Annotated in this window: 14 protein-coding genes; 3 read left to right on the forward strand and 11 right to left on the reverse strand. The window is 46.5% G+C overall.

Annotated elements, in window-relative coordinates; genetic code table 11:
• Nucleotides 1-95 precede the first annotated feature (95 nt).
• The 5 genes from MIB40_RS03415 to MIB40_RS03435 are packed head-to-tail and all read right to left on the reverse strand — an operon-like array spanning nucleotide 96 to nucleotide 5,749.
• A complete protein-coding gene (locus tag MIB40_RS03415; protein ID WP_249690849.1) occupies nucleotides 96-1,031 on the reverse strand; it encodes a glycosyltransferase in 936 nt (311 codons plus the stop codon).
• Nucleotides 1,022-1,969, reverse strand: a complete 948-nt coding sequence (locus tag MIB40_RS03420; protein ID WP_249690852.1) for a glycosyltransferase family 2 protein — start codon at nucleotides 1,967-1,969, stop codon at nucleotides 1,022-1,024. Before MIB40_RS03420 ends, MIB40_RS03415 begins: the two co-directional genes overlap by 10 nt.
• Nucleotides 1,966-2,763 carry a polysaccharide deacetylase family protein gene (locus MIB40_RS03425; RefSeq protein WP_249690854.1) on the reverse strand — a complete coding sequence of 266 codons (798 nt, stop codon included), beginning with the start codon at nucleotides 2,761-2,763 and terminating at the stop codon, nucleotides 1,966-1,968. Before MIB40_RS03425 ends, MIB40_RS03420 begins: the two co-directional genes overlap by 4 nt.
• Before the next feature lie 53 nt (nucleotides 2,764-2,816).
• Nucleotides 2,817-4,022, reverse strand: a complete 1,206-nt coding sequence (locus tag MIB40_RS03430) for a glycosyltransferase family 4 protein (RefSeq protein WP_249690856.1) — start codon at nucleotides 4,020-4,022, stop codon at nucleotides 2,817-2,819.
• Complete coding sequence (locus MIB40_RS03435) at nucleotides 4,022-5,749, reverse strand: asparagine synthetase B family protein (RefSeq protein ID WP_249690858.1); 1,728 nt, start codon at nucleotides 5,747-5,749, stop codon at nucleotides 4,022-4,024. The genes MIB40_RS03430 and MIB40_RS03435 overlap by 1 nt, the downstream gene beginning before the upstream one ends.
• A gap of 365 nt (nucleotides 5,750-6,114) precedes the next feature.
• Here MIB40_RS03435 and MIB40_RS03440 point away from each other — a divergent pair, with 365 nt between their 5' ends.
• Nucleotides 6,115-6,705: a tetratricopeptide repeat protein gene (locus MIB40_RS03440; protein ID WP_249690860.1), complete on the forward strand. Its 591-nt coding sequence runs from the start codon at nucleotides 6,115-6,117 to the stop codon at nucleotides 6,703-6,705.
• Between the two features lie 17 nt (nucleotides 6,706-6,722).
• On the opposite strand, the gene MIB40_RS03445 is transcribed toward MIB40_RS03440, so the two are convergent.
• The 5 genes from MIB40_RS03445 to MIB40_RS03465 are packed head-to-tail and all read right to left on the reverse strand — an operon-like array spanning nucleotide 6,723 to nucleotide 14,558.
• Complete coding sequence (locus tag MIB40_RS03445; RefSeq protein ID WP_249690862.1) at nucleotides 6,723-7,655, reverse strand: glycosyltransferase family 2 protein; 933 nt, start codon at nucleotides 7,653-7,655, stop codon at nucleotides 6,723-6,725.
• A gap of 33 nt (nucleotides 7,656-7,688) precedes the next feature.
• Nucleotides 7,689-10,925 carry a hypothetical protein gene (locus tag MIB40_RS03450; RefSeq protein ID WP_249690864.1) on the reverse strand — a complete coding sequence of 1,079 codons (3,237 nt, stop codon included), beginning with the start codon at nucleotides 10,923-10,925 and terminating at the stop codon, nucleotides 7,689-7,691.
• A complete protein-coding gene (locus tag MIB40_RS03455; protein ID WP_249690866.1) occupies nucleotides 10,922-12,244 on the reverse strand; it encodes a hypothetical protein in 1,323 nt (440 codons plus the stop codon). The genes MIB40_RS03450 and MIB40_RS03455 overlap by 4 nt, the downstream gene beginning before the upstream one ends.
• On the reverse strand, nucleotides 12,241-13,449 hold the full coding sequence (locus MIB40_RS03460; protein ID WP_249690867.1) for an NHL repeat-containing protein: 1,209 nt from the start codon (nucleotides 13,447-13,449) through the stop codon (nucleotides 12,241-12,243). The genes MIB40_RS03455 and MIB40_RS03460 overlap by 4 nt, the downstream gene beginning before the upstream one ends.
• Nucleotides 13,446-14,558 (reverse strand): hypothetical protein, encoded by a 1,113-nt coding sequence (locus MIB40_RS03465; RefSeq protein ID WP_249690869.1) that lies wholly within the window; start codon nucleotides 14,556-14,558, stop codon nucleotides 13,446-13,448. Before MIB40_RS03465 ends, MIB40_RS03460 begins: the two co-directional genes overlap by 4 nt.
• 175 nt (nucleotides 14,559-14,733) lie before the next feature.
• Here MIB40_RS03465 and MIB40_RS03470 point away from each other — a divergent pair, with 175 nt between their 5' ends.
• Nucleotides 14,734-15,552, forward strand: coding sequence for a S1 family peptidase (locus MIB40_RS03470; RefSeq protein WP_249690872.1), 819 nt, complete (start codon nucleotides 14,734-14,736; stop codon nucleotides 15,550-15,552).
• Nucleotides 15,553-15,574: 22 nt separating this feature from the next.
• Here the strand turns inward: MIB40_RS03470 and MIB40_RS03475 are convergent, their stop codons facing one another.
• Nucleotides 15,575-15,844 carry a hypothetical protein gene (locus tag MIB40_RS03475; protein WP_249690873.1) on the reverse strand — a complete coding sequence of 90 codons (270 nt, stop codon included), beginning with the start codon at nucleotides 15,842-15,844 and terminating at the stop codon, nucleotides 15,575-15,577.
• A gap of 233 nt (nucleotides 15,845-16,077) precedes the next feature.
• Between MIB40_RS03475 and MIB40_RS03480 the strand changes: the two genes are divergently transcribed.
• Nucleotides 16,078-16,419 carry a hypothetical protein gene (locus MIB40_RS03480; RefSeq protein WP_249690883.1) on the forward strand — a complete coding sequence of 114 codons (342 nt, stop codon included), beginning with the start codon at nucleotides 16,078-16,080 and terminating at the stop codon, nucleotides 16,417-16,419.
• Nucleotides 16,420-16,546 lie beyond the last annotated feature (127 nt).

A 16,546-nucleotide genomic window follows, 5' to 3' on the forward strand; every position in this document is an offset into this window, starting at 1 on the left:
GTAAGATCTCAAGGCGACTATTAATATCAAGCTGGAAGACGCAACTCCTGCGAGTATTACAAATAATAGATGGTGAGAGAATTGATATAGATCGATCATCTACTGTTCTCAGTATTTCTAGAAAAGAACCGACTCAGGTAAGCTGAAATTTCGCCCAAAGTGCTCGATGTTCGCATTAGATAGAATCGTAACCTCGGTAGTGGTACTGGAATTAATAGATTGCAGATATTAATAAGTAATTTGGTGTATAGGAATCGAGGGGGGAGCGCAGGTTTTTCTATGTTGATATAGGCGGCAGAGCGGCTTCTGGAGTAGGCTTTTCGTATTAGATAAAGTAGTGATAGCCGTTCAGAATCGGCCCAGTGATACTGGATAGGTCCAGGACTATAGAGCAATCTGAATCCTGCAGTCAGGGCTCGGCGTACATAGTCTCCATCTTCGCCGCCTCCCAGATTATGCCCTGATGGACCAAGGGATACGTTGAAATCACCTGTTCTTTCGAGAACTTCCTTAGCCATGATTAGATTGCCACCACCAGGAAGGCGATTATTAATGGTGATCTCTAGCTCTTCGTTGCCAAGATCATAATGGGGAATCGGCAATGGATACACGGGGTATTCAATATTGTGAATCCATGTAGGTTCTATGCCATCCCAATCAGGTATGATTTTTCCACAAAACAAGCTATAGGTATTTCTCTTTTCAAGGAGCTCTTCTATCGACTCAAAAAAGTGATAATCAATACGATGATCATCATCGATAAATATAATAAAATTTCCCTTAACTACTTCTATGGCTTTGTTCAGAGCATTGGATTTGCCAGGTTTTAATTCCGTAAAAAGACGAATAGGGTAGGGGTACTCATTACTAAGATCCTTAATCATTTCCTCGGTATCATCGTGGCAGTTGTTTGCGATGATTGTGATTTCCAGATCGCTCTTGCTAAGAGGCGCTGCTTTTTCTACTGAGCGTAACGTACGCTGTAGGAGGGTGGATCGATCATGGGTACAGATAATAACTTCTAGACGCATTGAGCTTCGTCCGGGTTCTGTGATCTGTCCCGATAACCTTTAATCATGCCGAATGTGTGCGAAACGTTCATCCATTCTCTGATAGCAGGAGAAAGCTGACGAATACTTGCTGTTGAGGCCGTCAATAATTGTCGCAACAGATTTCTGTACAAAAACCTGGGGGCACCCAATAACCGAGCATCATATGCGGGCTCGCGAAATCTACCTCTTCGATAACCTGCTCGTTGGTGCAGGTTTAAAAAGTAACGGCGCTTTAGACGCCATTCTTCGACAAAGTGATCAACAGCCATTCCGGGCTCATAGCTAACACTTATTTCTGGCGATGATAAAAATTGTCGAAACATAATTCCATCCGACCCACCGCCAACAACATTTCCAATGCGATTGAAGTTTTTGTTAAATCTAAGGTTTTTGTCTTTTCGGAATATATCCATCCGATAAGCGATATTTGCAGTCCAAAGAGGAGTTGTGTCATCGTTTACTGTAAAAGAGACGTTGCCATAGTCAATAGCCGCAAGGAAAGGAAGTAATTCGTCGGTCAACCAGGAGGGGCGTTTATTTTCAAAAGCAATAAGAACTTTACCTCCGACTACATCAAAGCCACTCTTTAGTGCGATGTAGGCAGATTGAATTAACCCTGGTAACGGGATTTCATCATCATCAATGAATATCATATAGTCTTCATTGATGCACTCCTCTATAGCACGATTCCTGGCCGGGACAATTCCTTGTTGATGCTCTGTCACGTAATCTAATCTATGACCTGGTTTAGACTGCAACGAATTCAGGACCTCAACTGTATGATCACTACTGTTATTGTTGATGGCTAGAATTCGTATAGGGATATCACAGGTTTGTTTCCTGATGGCCGTTATAAGTGCTTCCAGGTTGCCCGCACGATTATATGTACAAAAGCACAGGGTTATTCTGTCGTTCATGACTCTCTTCCTTGGGAATGACTTCCATATGAAAGTCGTTCTTTGGCTCTATCTGCCAGATAGGCGAATAAGGTATCGTATCCATTGTCGTTGCTGCCATTAATCAGCATTCTTTGTAGTTTGGTTGCGTTGATGCTGTTATCTATTGTTAGACGCTTTAGTTGCAGGTTTGAACTGCTGGCACTAATTCGACCTGACTCAGTCGTCATTGCGTAATGGAATTTGCAGTCTTTAGCTATTTCAATGACCTTTTCATTGTAACAGCCATAGGGATATGCAAGCCCTTTTATCTCACAGCCAAGGCTGTCTTCAAGTTTGGATTTTCCATCGCGTAACTGCTTGAGTAATGCTTCAGGTGGTATCGTGGTCATGTCGGTATGCTGGAATCCGTGCATGCCTATTTCTATTCCCGATTCTGCTAGGTAACGAATCTCTGATTTATCAAGCAAGGGGAGCGCTTTGTTACCTGGTTGCCAATGGCTCTTTCTCCCAATGCATTCAGTAATGACAAACACTGTGGCACTAAAGCCTGCCGAAGTAACTGATTCTAGTGCTCCTATATTGTTGCAATAACCGTCATCAAAGGTGAGCAAGATATCGGAATTTGATCGCTTTCCATCGATATTACAGACAGAGCTTGCACTCAGTTTGCTCAGTTTTAGCGCCTCTAGGTGAGCCTCAAAATTGGACATGGATAACGACCAATGCCAATCATCAGAAGCGATCGAATGGTACATTAATGCTGTTTGCCCAATGCATTTGGCCATGGAGGCTTGAAGGCTCTCAATAATCATTGAAATCAACGCTGAATTTCATAGCTTGTTAAATTTACAGAAGCTAGTTGTTGTCATGATCGATCCTTCTGGTAATCGTTAATGTCATAGCTCTTTAATGAGGAAGAAAATATTTCCCTCGTGCGAAGAGCCACAGATTCCCAGGAAAATTCTGAGTGAGCACGCTTGTGAGCGGCTTGGGCCAATTGTTCTCGATCGTCCTGCTGTGTCAGTAACCGATAGGTTGCGCTGTATATTTCGTCAATTGAATTTCCGTTACAGTTGACACCGGTCACCTCATGTAAAACAGCTGACACAACACCGCCGCTAATGCCCGATATGGCCGTTTTTCCACAGGCAGCCGCTTCGATATATACCATACCAAAGCCTTCTACATCACCGTTTACTTCGCGGTTTGGCATAACAAAGAGATCACAGGCATTGTATAGCTTTGGGAGTGCGTCATCCTCAATAGCCCCCAGAAGGGTAACTGAATCAGACAAGCCTTCATTATCTATAATATCTTTAAGATGATTAAAGTCTTCTCCGATTCCGGCCACGGCGTAATGTACCGCTACATCATCGTCTCGTAGCTTTTTTACCACAGATAGCATGGTATCAAATCCTTTTCGCCGGGAAAGTCTGCCTACGGATAAAAGAAGGAAGTCATTAGTATTTCCCAATAGATCCTTTCGAATTTGGCGAATCTCATCGCTTTCTGATTTATGATAAATCTGTGTCATTACACCCGGGTGGATCATTCGTATTCGAGATTTGGATACACCAAGTTGGATAAGTTTTCCTTTGGTAAATTCACTGTTGGCAATCACTACATCAGCGTGGCGGTAGAGAAATTCCATTAGTCGTCTTTTGATCGGTGTGCGCCAGGTGGTGATTTCTTCTCCATGGGCGTAGATAAGGCATGGCTTGAAGTAAATGCGTGAGAGCAACCAGGCAATCAGGCCCTCTGGTAATACGCGGCCGGCATGAAATTGAATGGGTTTATTTTTCCAGCTGATTTTAAATCCAGCTACAAAGAGGCGAATATAAATTGCCAGTGACTCTGGCCTGAGCCAGCGGATTCTTTTCATCGTAATGCGATGAATCGAATTGGGATGCTGCAGGTCGACGTCTGAATCACCTTCTGTGGATGCGGCAAGAATTTGAATGTTCTTGCCTCCCAATCGTCGGTAAACCTGGTCGAACCAAACCGCTGTTCCTCCCTTGGTGGGAGCAAAGAGTTCACTGATTACTAATATGGGTTGTGAGGAAGAGGGCACTAGCTTGTCTCTTTAATGTGACTATAAGAGTTATGACCTGGGTTTGCTCCCGGTAAGATGTTCTGTCCAGATGATTTCTGAGTTTCCGATACCCACAACCCTAATGCCATTAATATCCAGGCTAATTCTCCGTAATAATGAGCGTGATTACCATCATTCAATGTAAGGACTTTATCTGGAAGGTCGGACATAAAAATACCCAGCGATTGCAAGGTGGAAATCGATGAACGAGTTAAATCCTGTAAATCCTTATGGTCCTGTAGCCAATAACCATAAGGAAGACCAAAGCCATGCTTGGGCTTGTTGAGTATTTTCTCTGGTAGGAATTCAGACATACTTTGCTTAAACAGATAACGCAATTGATGCCCATTAATCTTTAGTTTGGAGGGCACACGAAGCGAAAGGTCAATCATTGTGTCGTCTAACATCGGATAACTGACTTCGATGCCTGCTAAAGCGCACATACTGTTGACTTTGATTAAGTCGTTATCTGCAAGTGTGTATTTCCAGTCAAGGTATAGCATTCGGTTCAGGCTATCTGTATCGACAGAGTGGTAGAGTTTTTTCTGTCGATTAAAATCTTCTGTTAAAGTCTGTTGATTTAAAAACTCTGGGCTCAATATGGCTGATAGATCAATTTTATGAAGCAAATTGTAGCTATGAAGTCGGTCGGGCAATGGAACTCTTGCTTGATCGATATAACTCTTTGCCTTGGCGATGAGCTTGAGTCGTGGAAGAGGCAAGTTCATTAGGGCTTCAAGAGCATCTCTGGAAAGTTTCGGCATGCAAGCATAATATTGAAACAATAGCTGCTTACGATAGCGTTCATTGCCCCCGAAGAGTTCATCACCGCCATCACCAGCCAGAAGATGGCCAATCCCTTGTTGCTTCGCAAGTTTGGCACAAAAATATGCCGGTACGATGCTCGAATTTCCAAACGGCTGATCAAGACTGGCAATAAGCTTCGGTAAGGTATCGACTATATCTCTGGACTCAACCGTGTATCGGCTTAATGAAGCTCCAAAATGCTCAGCAGCACATTGTGCATACTCTGTCTCATCGTACCTTGGTATAGGAAATCCAATCGAGAATGCATCCTTTCCTTCAGTAAATTGGCACATCATGCCGGTAATTGTTGAGCTATCGAGACCTCCACTCAAGAAACTGCCTGTATTCGGTCTGTAATCAGACATCACAGTGTTTTTTAAACAATTGAAAAGTTCTTCGCTGAGCTCTTGCTGTGATTCTTTGGTTGCTTTGAATTCTGGAATCCAGTTCCTATGGTTAGAATATGTACTTTTATCGATTTGCAATGTCAGGGTCTCGGCCGCATCCAATCGTTGAATACCCTGATAAATAGTGGATGGTGCAGGAATGGAGTGAAAGAAGAGGTATCGATACAGCGCCTTCATATCAAATTGTGGACGCACCCCCGTGGCAGCTATGATCCATTCAAGACTTGTCGATATAGTACATAGCCCTGGAGATTGCTTGTAATACAGGGGGATCTGACCCATACGGTCCGAGATGCATTCTATTTTCTGGCTTTCAGGTTTGAATCTTATCTCTAACGGCGTTTTATTGGATGAGTCCAGGGCAGCAAGGTAGCCCTGTGCCGCAAGGCGACCAATGAAACATTGCTTTGGTAGAAGGCTATGATCCGAAGCATGTAGGCCATCAATATTACCCGGTATATAAACCGCAATGACATCCCCTGTGGGTAGCACTCTATAGTGCGTCCACGCGCATACCGGGATCCGGGCAGCGGATCCGCTACAGATAAGAAGGTGGTCTGGTTGCATTCCTTTGCCAGCTTAATTTTTATGATGATATTCTGAGAGTTAAGTCTAGGACAATAGCCGAATTAAAGCCGGGAAATCCGCAAAATATATATAGTGATTTGAAATTAAAAAATAAATTAATATTTCTTTAGATTTGGTCGTTTGTCGGTAGAAGGTGAGTGAAGTGCACTACACTTGAGAGGCTTGTAATATCCTGTTTTAGCCTTATTGTGCTGTTTTTCAATGTTGCTAGCGTAATCGAAAAATGATTGTTTAACTAATAAAACCAAACGAGCGAGGGTGTCCAAACCATGGAAGGTAGTCGAGTATGCTATTTTCTTCTGGGTCTGTTTTTTGTCATGGAATCGAATAGTGCCTTTGCAAATAGGGTGCAGGATGATGAGATGGCTTTTTTGCCTCCTTATTGTTGGGCAAGGATGCGACCGAAAAGCGAGGCTGAAATCACCCAGTGGCGAAACATCATTGGTCCTGATTTTATGCATGTTCACCATTTTTGTACGGCTAAGGCATTTATCCGTCGTTCATTGGATCCTCGTAAAACAGTAAGCGCCAAACGTGAAGATTTGCAGGTAGCGAAAAATAACCTGGAATATGTTTTTTCACATCTCGAGAATCAGGGATATATTCTACTACCTGAGATAAATATGGTAATGGGGAAAGTCTACGACCGGCTTGAGGAACCCGTATTAGCGGTGCGTTTCTACCAGAAGGCAATTGATATGAACCCCAATTTTACCCAGGGCTATGCCGCTTTTTCAGAGTTTTATCGTCGTCAAGGGAATATGGAGAAGGCTCGGGGATTGTTAATGCAAGGTATCGATAAAAACCCGGATTCTATTATTCTCAAACGTCGCATTGAACGTTTGGCGTCGGAAAAATAGCCTTTGAATTATGCTTGTCAGGTCCGGGGTAAAACCCGTTCCTGGATATAGGTTGGCAGTAAAGAGAATAGGGTATGTGACAGGTCTTTCCAGTGCCATTGCCCCTGTTTTAGCAGGTGGCGAAATAGCTGGCTGCTGGCCGTGAATTCTCCTCTCCAGAAGTTCTCATAAGCCTTACGTCGTACACGATCCCAAGTCCAGTGATTTATTTGGTCATCAGGAATGGTCTGGAAAAGCTCCGGTCGATTTTCCAGAAAGCTGAGTTGAACTTCCAGATGCACGATGATCAAGCGTGCTTTTTGACTGGTGATCTGGGTCGAACTGTGGAAACGATAATAGGATAAGACCTTAGGGACCAGAGCGACGCTAATATCCGGCGAGGCTCTCAACCAAAGGTCAAAATCCATACAGCAAGGTAAGGTTTCATTAAAACCTCCCAAGTGTTCAAGCAGCGATCGGCGGGAGAGGGCAGAGTGAATAGGCCAGACATTTTCTCTCATCAAAGCCTCCATTAAGCCACCTTGGCTGTAATCGGGTGGCACATACCTTGGGCAGAGCTTTTCGGGTAACCCTGTACGTTGCCAACCACAATAAGCAATATCACAGCCGGTTTCGGTCGCGGTTTTGAGCATATCTTGCAAAAACTCGGCTTCCCACCAGTCATCGGAATCCAGAAAAGCGACATAGTCACCTTTGGCCTCCTGCAGAGCCAGATTTCTAGCCTTGGCTGCGCCCTTGTGCTGCTGGCTAAGTAATTTAATACGGGAATCTTTCAGATAGGACTCTATGATTGAGAGGCTGTTGTCGGAGGATCCGTCATCGACCAGAAGCAACTCCCAGTTTGGATAGGTCTGGCTTAATACAGACTCAATACTATGTGCTATGTATTCCGCTGAATTATAGCTGGGCATAATAATTGAAATGCATTGCTTATCTGTTTCGACCGTCACGCTCTGATCCTTCAGTATGGGTGATCAATGGCTCTATTTAAGATCAATTTTTAGCAGATTGGAAATTGCACTCAGGTTTTGATCGTCATCCCAGCTCTTGATTGCCACATAATAGGTTCCTGCGGGTAATTCTGAAAGGTTGAGATTTTGTTCCAAACCAAACCAGGCGTGTGGGCGAATCGCTTCAATATGATAGTTTTCTGTTGTTCCTGCGGCGCTCGGAATAGGCTCGCCTATAAGGTGTTCGGCCATCCAGAAAGCATCTTTTAGTTGCCATTCAGGTGAATGCAATGGATGTTGATCCGACTCTACATCGACCGAGCCTTCTTTAAGCCTCAGGCGTAATTTTTTTCTGCCCTTGGATTGCTCCCTTACCACCTGTTCAACCTGTTGAAGGATGCTATCTCGCTCAGGTGTTCGGGCCGAGTGGTTGGTTTGGGCGTACTCAACAATCGGCCGGTTGCTGATTTTGGCAAAATAACGCTTAGCTTTACCTTCAACGCCATCATCTTCAGGGCTGGTCCACTGTAATTGGATGCCATCCTTTCTCGAAGCACTGATAAGGGTTAAATCTGAAATGGCTTTGGGTGCCCGGTTGGATTTTTTCGCTATTCCTGGAGACTGCTGCCAGCGGTATACCTGGGTAAACCAGGGGCGAACCCAATGTGAAGAGGCTCCATCAAGCAGCTTTTTATAGCGCTGATAGAGTCTGTTATCTCCGGAATAGTAAAAAAGCAGAGGAAGCGCTTGCAGGTAGCGGTCATGCCACAGGGGTTTGAAGGGCGGTTTACCCTTGCCATAACGTCTATGAGGCATAGATGTGGTTTCATTAAAGAGGCCCAAATCTGGGAAAAACAGGGCATTGTTGGCAAAGTAATCTGTTTGAGCCCATAGAGCATCGAGAATTCGTTCATCCATATAGGTTTTGTAGGCTTCATGGAATGCCAGTGGAGCCTGGGCTTCCATCCAGGTTTTGGCTTTTGAGCTATACAGCTTGGCACTTAATGGTGAGAAGAGTTCAGGATGCTGGCTGGTTTGAGCGCCTTTGGGTGATTTCAAATTCGCGATAGGCTTGTCTTTCCAGTTACTAAGCTGGCCGTTTCTAAGCCTGATTAATTTCAGTGCACGGCGGATCTGCCATTTGGCGAAGTAGTCCATAACCGGGTTACCCGTGGCATGGTATCCGGCAAGATTGGTATAAAGCATCCAATTATAGATGCGCGAGTAATGGGCCCTGCGCAGTGCGTTGCGGTCTCGTTCAAAGACCTTTGTGTCGACTAGAGGGGCAGGCTGGCCACGGAAGATTTTCAAATTCTGGAAATTCAAGTCCCAGTTTACAAATCCGTTGATGGTGTCCAGTGCCCAGGGAGAGCCGGTGAGGTAGTACCACTCAAATATTCGAAATAGCGCGTAATGCTCAATATCGGGTAACCATTTGTAAAAATTCAAATAGCTTCTGCCTTCAGCTCGATCGTCCATGTCATCGCTACTGGCCCAAAGGAAGATCTCCTTGGCGCCAAATCCAGTGGTTTGGTTCCATTGGGCTAATTGTTTTTTAATGGTTTCCAGGGGCTGTTTATCTGACCAGATCAGGTTGGGTAGACGATAATGCAACCCCGGGTTGTGATTGATACTCCAGAGACTCCTGGCCTCTTCCCGTTCAATGCTCGATCCCGTACGTTCCTGAAGCGGTGCCAGCCAGCTGGATACGAGACTTTGGTGGTGACCGCCAGAATTGTAGCTGCGTTCCTCTCCGTAAGAGCGATAACCCGCACGGTTGGGTACCCAATAGGGAGCCTTGTTTTTGGGTATCGGATATCCCGTGGAATCGATTTCCTGATACCAGACCTCGGTGTCTCGATACCAGTTAACCGGGGCCATCGCCCTTAAGGGATACTGGAAGGCCTGGGCCATGGATTCCAACTCTGCCACCGATGCTTTTTCTGCTTGCGGGACCAGCAACAGGTCGTGATAGGTACGCTCACCGATATCCAACTGATACCAGGGCTTTGATCTGTTTTCTTGTGTATTCGCAGGGATGGCCTGGGCATTAAAATCCACCGCAAGCTTGCCAGCATTAATTGACAGACGCTGTGGTGCCTTTTGCCAGAAATGGGACAGGGTTACCAGAAGAGAGCTTTTGGAGCCGTTTATAGCGAGATATCGTGCTGTGCTGTTGGCGCTTTTTGCATCGTCAGGCAGTAATAAGGGACCAGGCTGGGATGTATAACGTCCGTGCTTTTTTTTTGTCGATGGGCCGCCTTGCGCAATCCAGTAGTCATTATCAAAGGCTATGCTTTGTGTTGTCAGAGCACCGCCAGCAAAGTCTGATGTACCTATGAGTAACTGTTGTGGATCGGCAATGTCCAAGGTCGCCTGCCAACGGTTAATACGATAGGGCAATATCCAGAAGGGTTGCTTTGGAGAACTGTTACCAACACTGTGTTCGATTCGTATCAGATGACTGTTACGGTAGAGGTGTATACGAGTATCTGATTGATAAAAGGGGTGCTTTAAAGGTTTCCCGCTCAGGGGAGAAAATGCACCACGTACCAGAATGACTGCACGCTGACTACCGTTCATCTCCAGGCTGATATCTTTTGCATTGTAATGGCTTTTAAACCAGCGTTGAGGGTAATCGATTGAGACCCGTTCTTTGGATTTGCTCCAGCCATGGGTGTTCCAGGACTTACCCTGTTGATGTTCGGCAAATTCCGCGGGGTAAGACTCCATCAGTAAACCATCGTCGGAATGCCCACTAAGGATGGTTTGCCCCATCACCGAGATGCTGTGGAACAACTGGCTGCCTTTCAGGTCGAGAATCAGTTGCAACTTGCCGTTATCAAGTTCCCATCGATCCTGAAATTTTTTGATGTTGAGAAATGGCGCCTGAGGCTTTGGGGGTTTGTTTGTTAACCAAAAAGTTTTTTTTGCACCTTTTTTTAGAGACACCTGGTAATCGAGTAGTACCCAGCGGAGGGAATTATCTCGAGCCCAATAGCGGCTGAGAACAGTAATTTGGCTGGCAACCGGGTTGCCATTCTCGTCTTCCAGACTTAGTTGATTGACATCAGATACGATCCCAAAGGGTAGGGGAACCCCACTCGTAACCGGTGTGCTGTTATGGTCGGCCTGCCCCCTGTCTTGAACAACAATAGGAACACGAAAGCGCGTACCATCCCAACTGTATTCCTTAGCCGATTGTTGCAGTTGAGCTGAGCTGGAGTTTGCCCATAAGAAGACTAGCAGGCTTATAAGACAACGAATCATCGAGCATCCCCGGCTTGCCAGAAGCATTGATGGAGTTTAATGCCGCCATTGGCTAAAGCCCGTTCAAAAGTGACAAGACGGTAAGCGTCGTTTGCCGCAACCGATGGGTTTCGGATTGGAGTTGTCGAGGTATAAGGCAAGTGTTCTCTTTTGGTCGATTCCATGCCATAGGTTTCAGCCAATAAGAGCTGATAAAGGTCGCCTTCGTGCTTTCTGTGGGTTTTGGCTACGGAAGCAGTAATCAGGAGTTTGTGTTTTGTATCGATAGCCTGGGAGATGGGGCCGTAAAGTGAATACCCTTCATTAAAAAGAGGATACAGGGTGGCTTTGTCCCAACCAGAATGTTTACGCTTTAACTCTACATTGGCCGGATAAATGGTGGAGAGCTTCGGGTTGAAGCGAAAAGCGGGGGCCATTTTTTGTCCTCTACCGACGATGCTGGCCCCACTGGCAATGCAAACCTCATCGATGTAACAGCCCAAGGTGCCATTGGTGCGGCCGATCAGGGGGCTGGGGGCCTTCAAAATTGTATCGGTTGACCAGCCTTTTTTGCTGGCGGTCAGTGGTGAGTAGTGCCAGCTGATGCTGCCTTTCTTGCCCGGAGACCAGATGGTTTTGTCTTCCCAAGCGATCCAGAGCTGCTCATCAATAGATTGCAATACGGCGTTTTGCCCTTTTATATATCGAACACTATCAGATTTACCTGCATGCGTCTGATAACCCCAGCCTGGAGTATAAGATTCGACTTTTGAATCGCTTCTTGTCAGGTAGCCTTGGTGTAACACCGTGCCTTGCTGATCCATAGTAACCACATAGGGACGATAGAATTCATCGAGATAGCTCATCCAGGAAATTGCGAAGCCGCTATTGTGTCGGGTCACAAATGCTGAGGTTTGATTGTCGGGCGCGTTGCTCAGCGTGATGTTTTTGATGACCTCTATCTTGTCGTTGACAGCCAATATTGCGCCCTGAATATCCCACCCGTTAACCTCGTTGTATTCCTGCCATATCAACAGGTATCGTCCATTAAAAGCCAACTTGGGATTGGCTTGAACGGCATTTGTTAAACCAGAAGTTAACGCTGATGGATAGGCAATCCACTGACCGTTTGATAGCCGAGCCGCTAACTGTATTTTTGAATGGGTCGCTCCGTCATAGGGCTGGCCGAGCTGCCAGGCGAGCATAAAGTCTCTCTTTCCAGCCGCAACGGAGGAGTTAATCTGCAGCGGCGGAGAAAGCTCGTCGTCAAGAAGCGCAGGAAGATCAGAGCATTGTAACCCCAATAACTGGCCTGCAAGAAAGATAGTAATAATGCTCATGGAGCTGCCTTGATGAGAGCAAAACTGTGGGTGGAAATTAGCCCGGTGCCATCGACAAACTGAGTCATACCGATCCAGGGAACAATGCCACCGTAGAGGTTACCGCGCCAATCGCGACCATAGAGAGGGGATACCATCATAACAGTCAGTTTGCCTTCGGGTTTTAGTGTTCCTTTTGTATCCGGTAAAAAAACTGCTGGGCCTCGGATTTTATTGGGGTGTCGGCTAGCTGTTCCCCAGAATCCGTTTTGCATCAGCGTTTGAGTGTGTTCGCCGTCGACTGTTGGAATTCGCCGGATATCATATTCATCGCCGCCGCAGACATAGACCGCCGAACCATCTGGCGCAACAGCGAGTGAGTTAGGTGTATCAAAGTAAGCTTCTAGTGGTGGCCCATCTCCGAGATGGTGGGGTTTGGGGTGTTTGGCAACAACTCCAGCAAAATGACGGATTGTATCCTTGGCATCTATCTGGATAACAACATCGGGAGTACGGGAGACGAAGTAGCTATTACCCTGTCTGTCTGAATCTCCCATCATAAGATTTAACTGCACCTTGTCTGAGCCAGGCATTGCAGTGCTTGCGGGCCAGTGCCCCAGCCATCGCGCTGTTCCTGTATTGGTTTCTACCGACCATGCACCCAATCGACTCGCTATGATGATTTTGTGTTGCGCCTGTAGAGCTATGCTGAAAGTGTTACCGATATTGATCTGGCTGGCCTCGATGGTTTGGCCGATTGACAGGGATTGCACCTTACCGCCACCGGCTATGGTATCGACCATCCAACCCGATTCCTCCCGGCGCAAACGCCTGACTCGTCGATTTCCGGTATCGCCGATGAATACCAATGCAGGGTTGGCGCAAGCAAGGTTATGACTCTTGTAATAGGCACCGATACCCATTCTGAAGCGAGCATAAGGGGCCTTTCCATCGAGGTATCCCGGAAACTCATCGCCTGCGATCGGCCAGCGTTGGCCGTTTGGTGAGATACGATCTATACGTTGGCCACTGGTAAGGAATAAAGAACCATCCTCAACTCCGCATAGATGCTGCAAAGCAGCGCCTGATTGCTCAGCAGAACCGTAATCAGGGCCTCCACTAAGGCTTTGGGTAAAGGGGGTAACCTGCCATTGTTGTTCGGCTGCATGAGTCAGTGGCGTGAGCACAAAAAATTGCAGAAAGATAAGATGAATTACTATCCTCATTGGCTCGCCCCTGATGTTGATGGTTGCAGAACAGCCAGTTGGGCGAGATCAAGCTTGAGTTGCCATACCTTTATTTGGGTAGTGCCACTTAACAGAAAAAAAGCATTCTTTTTCGGGCTGTAGACCATGCAGTAGTTCATTCCCAATGGGGGAAGTTGCGCCTTTGGTAAGCCAAGATACTGATTGTTTTTAATATCGTAGATAAAGGTTAATGCCTGTTTGGGTTTGATCGGCTTACGGTAACCGGATGGCTGGGTCTTAAAAGCGGTATCATCGGGAACCAGTAGAAAAACTTTATCCTGGGTGCTGAAGGCGACAGGGAAATGTTGATCTTCTGGTACCTTGTCTCCCTCTGGTTGGCGTATTTCCCAATAACCATTCGGTCCATCTCCATCAGGATAAAAGAGATGCACTCGATTGCTGTTTTTGTGGTCCCCGAAAACGGCGATAAGGTCATGATGGCTATCGTATTCCATCATGTAGTGTATTTGATGCCCGTTACCCGGACCGGCTTTTTGCCACTTTTCCTCAGCGGAGGGGAGCTGCGACATACGCCACTTGTAGAGTAAAACGCGCTGCCGTTTCGAATCATAGGCTGAGGCCCCGGCAAAGCCCTTGGGCTGAGGATCATTATTAAGAATTGACCAGCTTCGATGATCAACGTGGTATAGCCAGGTGCTCCATATCCCTTTTCGTGGCATTTTTTTTCGCAGTGGATTGTGTTCGGGAAACGCGGTAATCACGAGAGCGCGTCGAGCAGGATCAAACACTATGTTGTCAAAGGTATGCATGGCCCAGGGCATGGGTGTGTCTTCATCGCCAGCGACTAATTGACCCGCTTCAGAGATGCGGTAGGTAGAGATCACCGACGGAGGGTAATGCTCGAGCCATTGCTTCTGATCAAGACCGAATTGATAGACGGCATTGTTGGTGTCACTGCCATGGGTATCAGAGCCAAAGAGGTAGATCGAATCCTCTGAGGGATCGAATGCAATGCCTCCATGATTTTGTCGGCGCCAGTCTTTGGGGGAATACTCGTGATAGAGAATCCACTGATTTACCGGATCGGAAGCGGTGGCATAGCTAGAGACAAAGGGCAAGAGCAGCATGCAAAGATAGCCTGCCAAGTTGCATAGAGTATTGTGAGTCATCTTCGTGCAAGGACGCATTTAACCACCGACAAGGGCATCTAGGGTAAATTTAGAAAGTTAGTCAGGTAATGCAGTTCCAAAATGGAATTCAGACTAAACTGATTGCTATCACAGTATAGGCAAGGAGTCTGTTTTGCAGAGTAATAAGTCCAGTATTAATGGCTTGAAGCCTATCTTTAATAAATCCAGCAATGCCAGTATATCGGGTCTGATTCTCCTGCTGGTGTTTTGGTCTTCTTTTGCTACAGCAGGTAGTGAGCAGTTTGAATCTGTTGTTGAGAGAATAAGTCCTCTAGTGGTCGGTGTGGGTAGTTATTTGAGAACCCGCACACCAGCGCCTTTATTGGCGGGTACGGGTTTTGTTGTCGGGGATGGCTATCACGTTATTACTAATGACCATGTGGTGACCAAGTCGCTGACCGATGAGGTCGGGGAGGAGCTGGTTGTGTTTGTCGGCAAGGGTCGTAGCGCCGAGCGTAGAAAGGCCCGACTACTGCGTCGGGACGCGGAGCATGATCTGGCTCTGCTGCGAATATCAGGAACCTCCTTACCGGCTTTTCCTCTGGCAGAAAACTCCCGAACGGTACGAGAAGGGCGGCAAGTTGCTTTCACCGGATTTCCCATTGGGGTCGTGCTAGGCCTGTATCCGGTTACGCATCGAGGCTACGTTTCTAGTATTAGTCCCGTGGCAATTCCTGCCGTGAGCAGTGGTCAGTTGAATGTCGAAATGGTCAAACGACTGCGTGATCCCTTTTTGGTCTATCAATTGGATGCTACCGCCTACCCAGGGAATAGCGGAAGTCCTCTGTACGATCCCGAGAACGGGGAGTTGTTAGGGGTCATTAACAAGGTGTTTGTTAAGGAATCAAAAGAGAGTTTGCTGGAAAGGCCGAGCGGTATCACCTATGCCATTCCTGCACGTTATGTCAGGGAGCTGCTTAAAGATAAGTAGCTTTCATGGTTTTTAGATGAGGTTAGTAGTGGCGCCTGTCGTAACGCTCCCGTCGGTCAAAGGTAACCGGTGTACCATCAGCATCGATAAAGGGGTAGTAGACTTCTCCCTGATGACGTCGGCGGATGAATGTTGAGCGTGCACGTGCTTCCAGAGGGGATTCCAGTGTTTGGTTGATGCTCATGCCTGGAGTGCGGTGGTGATGGCGTAAACGGCTGGAAAAAAGCAGGATGGTAGCGAGTATTGCTCCCAATAAGAGTACAGCACTGGCGAGGTACAGCTCTTCTGACATGGCTGATATCCTAGGTTAGTGTTGAATACAATCTACAGATTAACCGTACTGCTGATCTCCCTGGGTGTTACAACACAGGTTGTCTAACGTCGATTCTGTCATTGGAGATAAAGCAAATTGCATACCTAAAGCTGTTATCTCTATAGTTTCAGCTGGTTAGGCAATCGATAGCTGTCCGATCTATGACGATTGTTAAAAACTTTGACACTGGCCGGTAGAGGAAGTTCTATAAGATGAATGGATGGATTGGGGTGGATTTGGATGGAACCCTTGCTCAATATGATCGGTGGCGGGGGGCTGATCACATAGGTGATCCTATTGAGCCGATGCTAATTAGAGTGAAGGGTTGGATACGGCAAGGTATTGAGGTTCGAATATTTACCGCCCGTGCATCGGTACCGGAATATATACCTCCGGTAAAACAGTGGCTGCTCGAGAATGATCTTGGTGATCTTGAGGTCACGAATCAAAAAGATTTTTCGATGGCCGAGTTGTGGGATGACCGCTGTATACAGGTTGCTAGAAACCAGGGGGAGCCCGTTATTAAACAGGGTCTCTTTAAAAGGAAATCCTAGGGCACCTCTGATTAATTCAGATGAACTCTGGCTTTCAGGTGAATCCAGAATCGCGGCACGTCTTTGCAGTAAGGTCTAGACCTTTCAAAAAGGCGTAACAAAGAGGCTGGATTCGCCTGAAAGCCGC

This window comes from Aestuariirhabdus haliotis (genome assembly GCF_023509475.1).
GTDB lineage: Bacteria > Pseudomonadota > Gammaproteobacteria > Pseudomonadales > Aestuariirhabdaceae > Aestuariirhabdus > Aestuariirhabdus haliotis.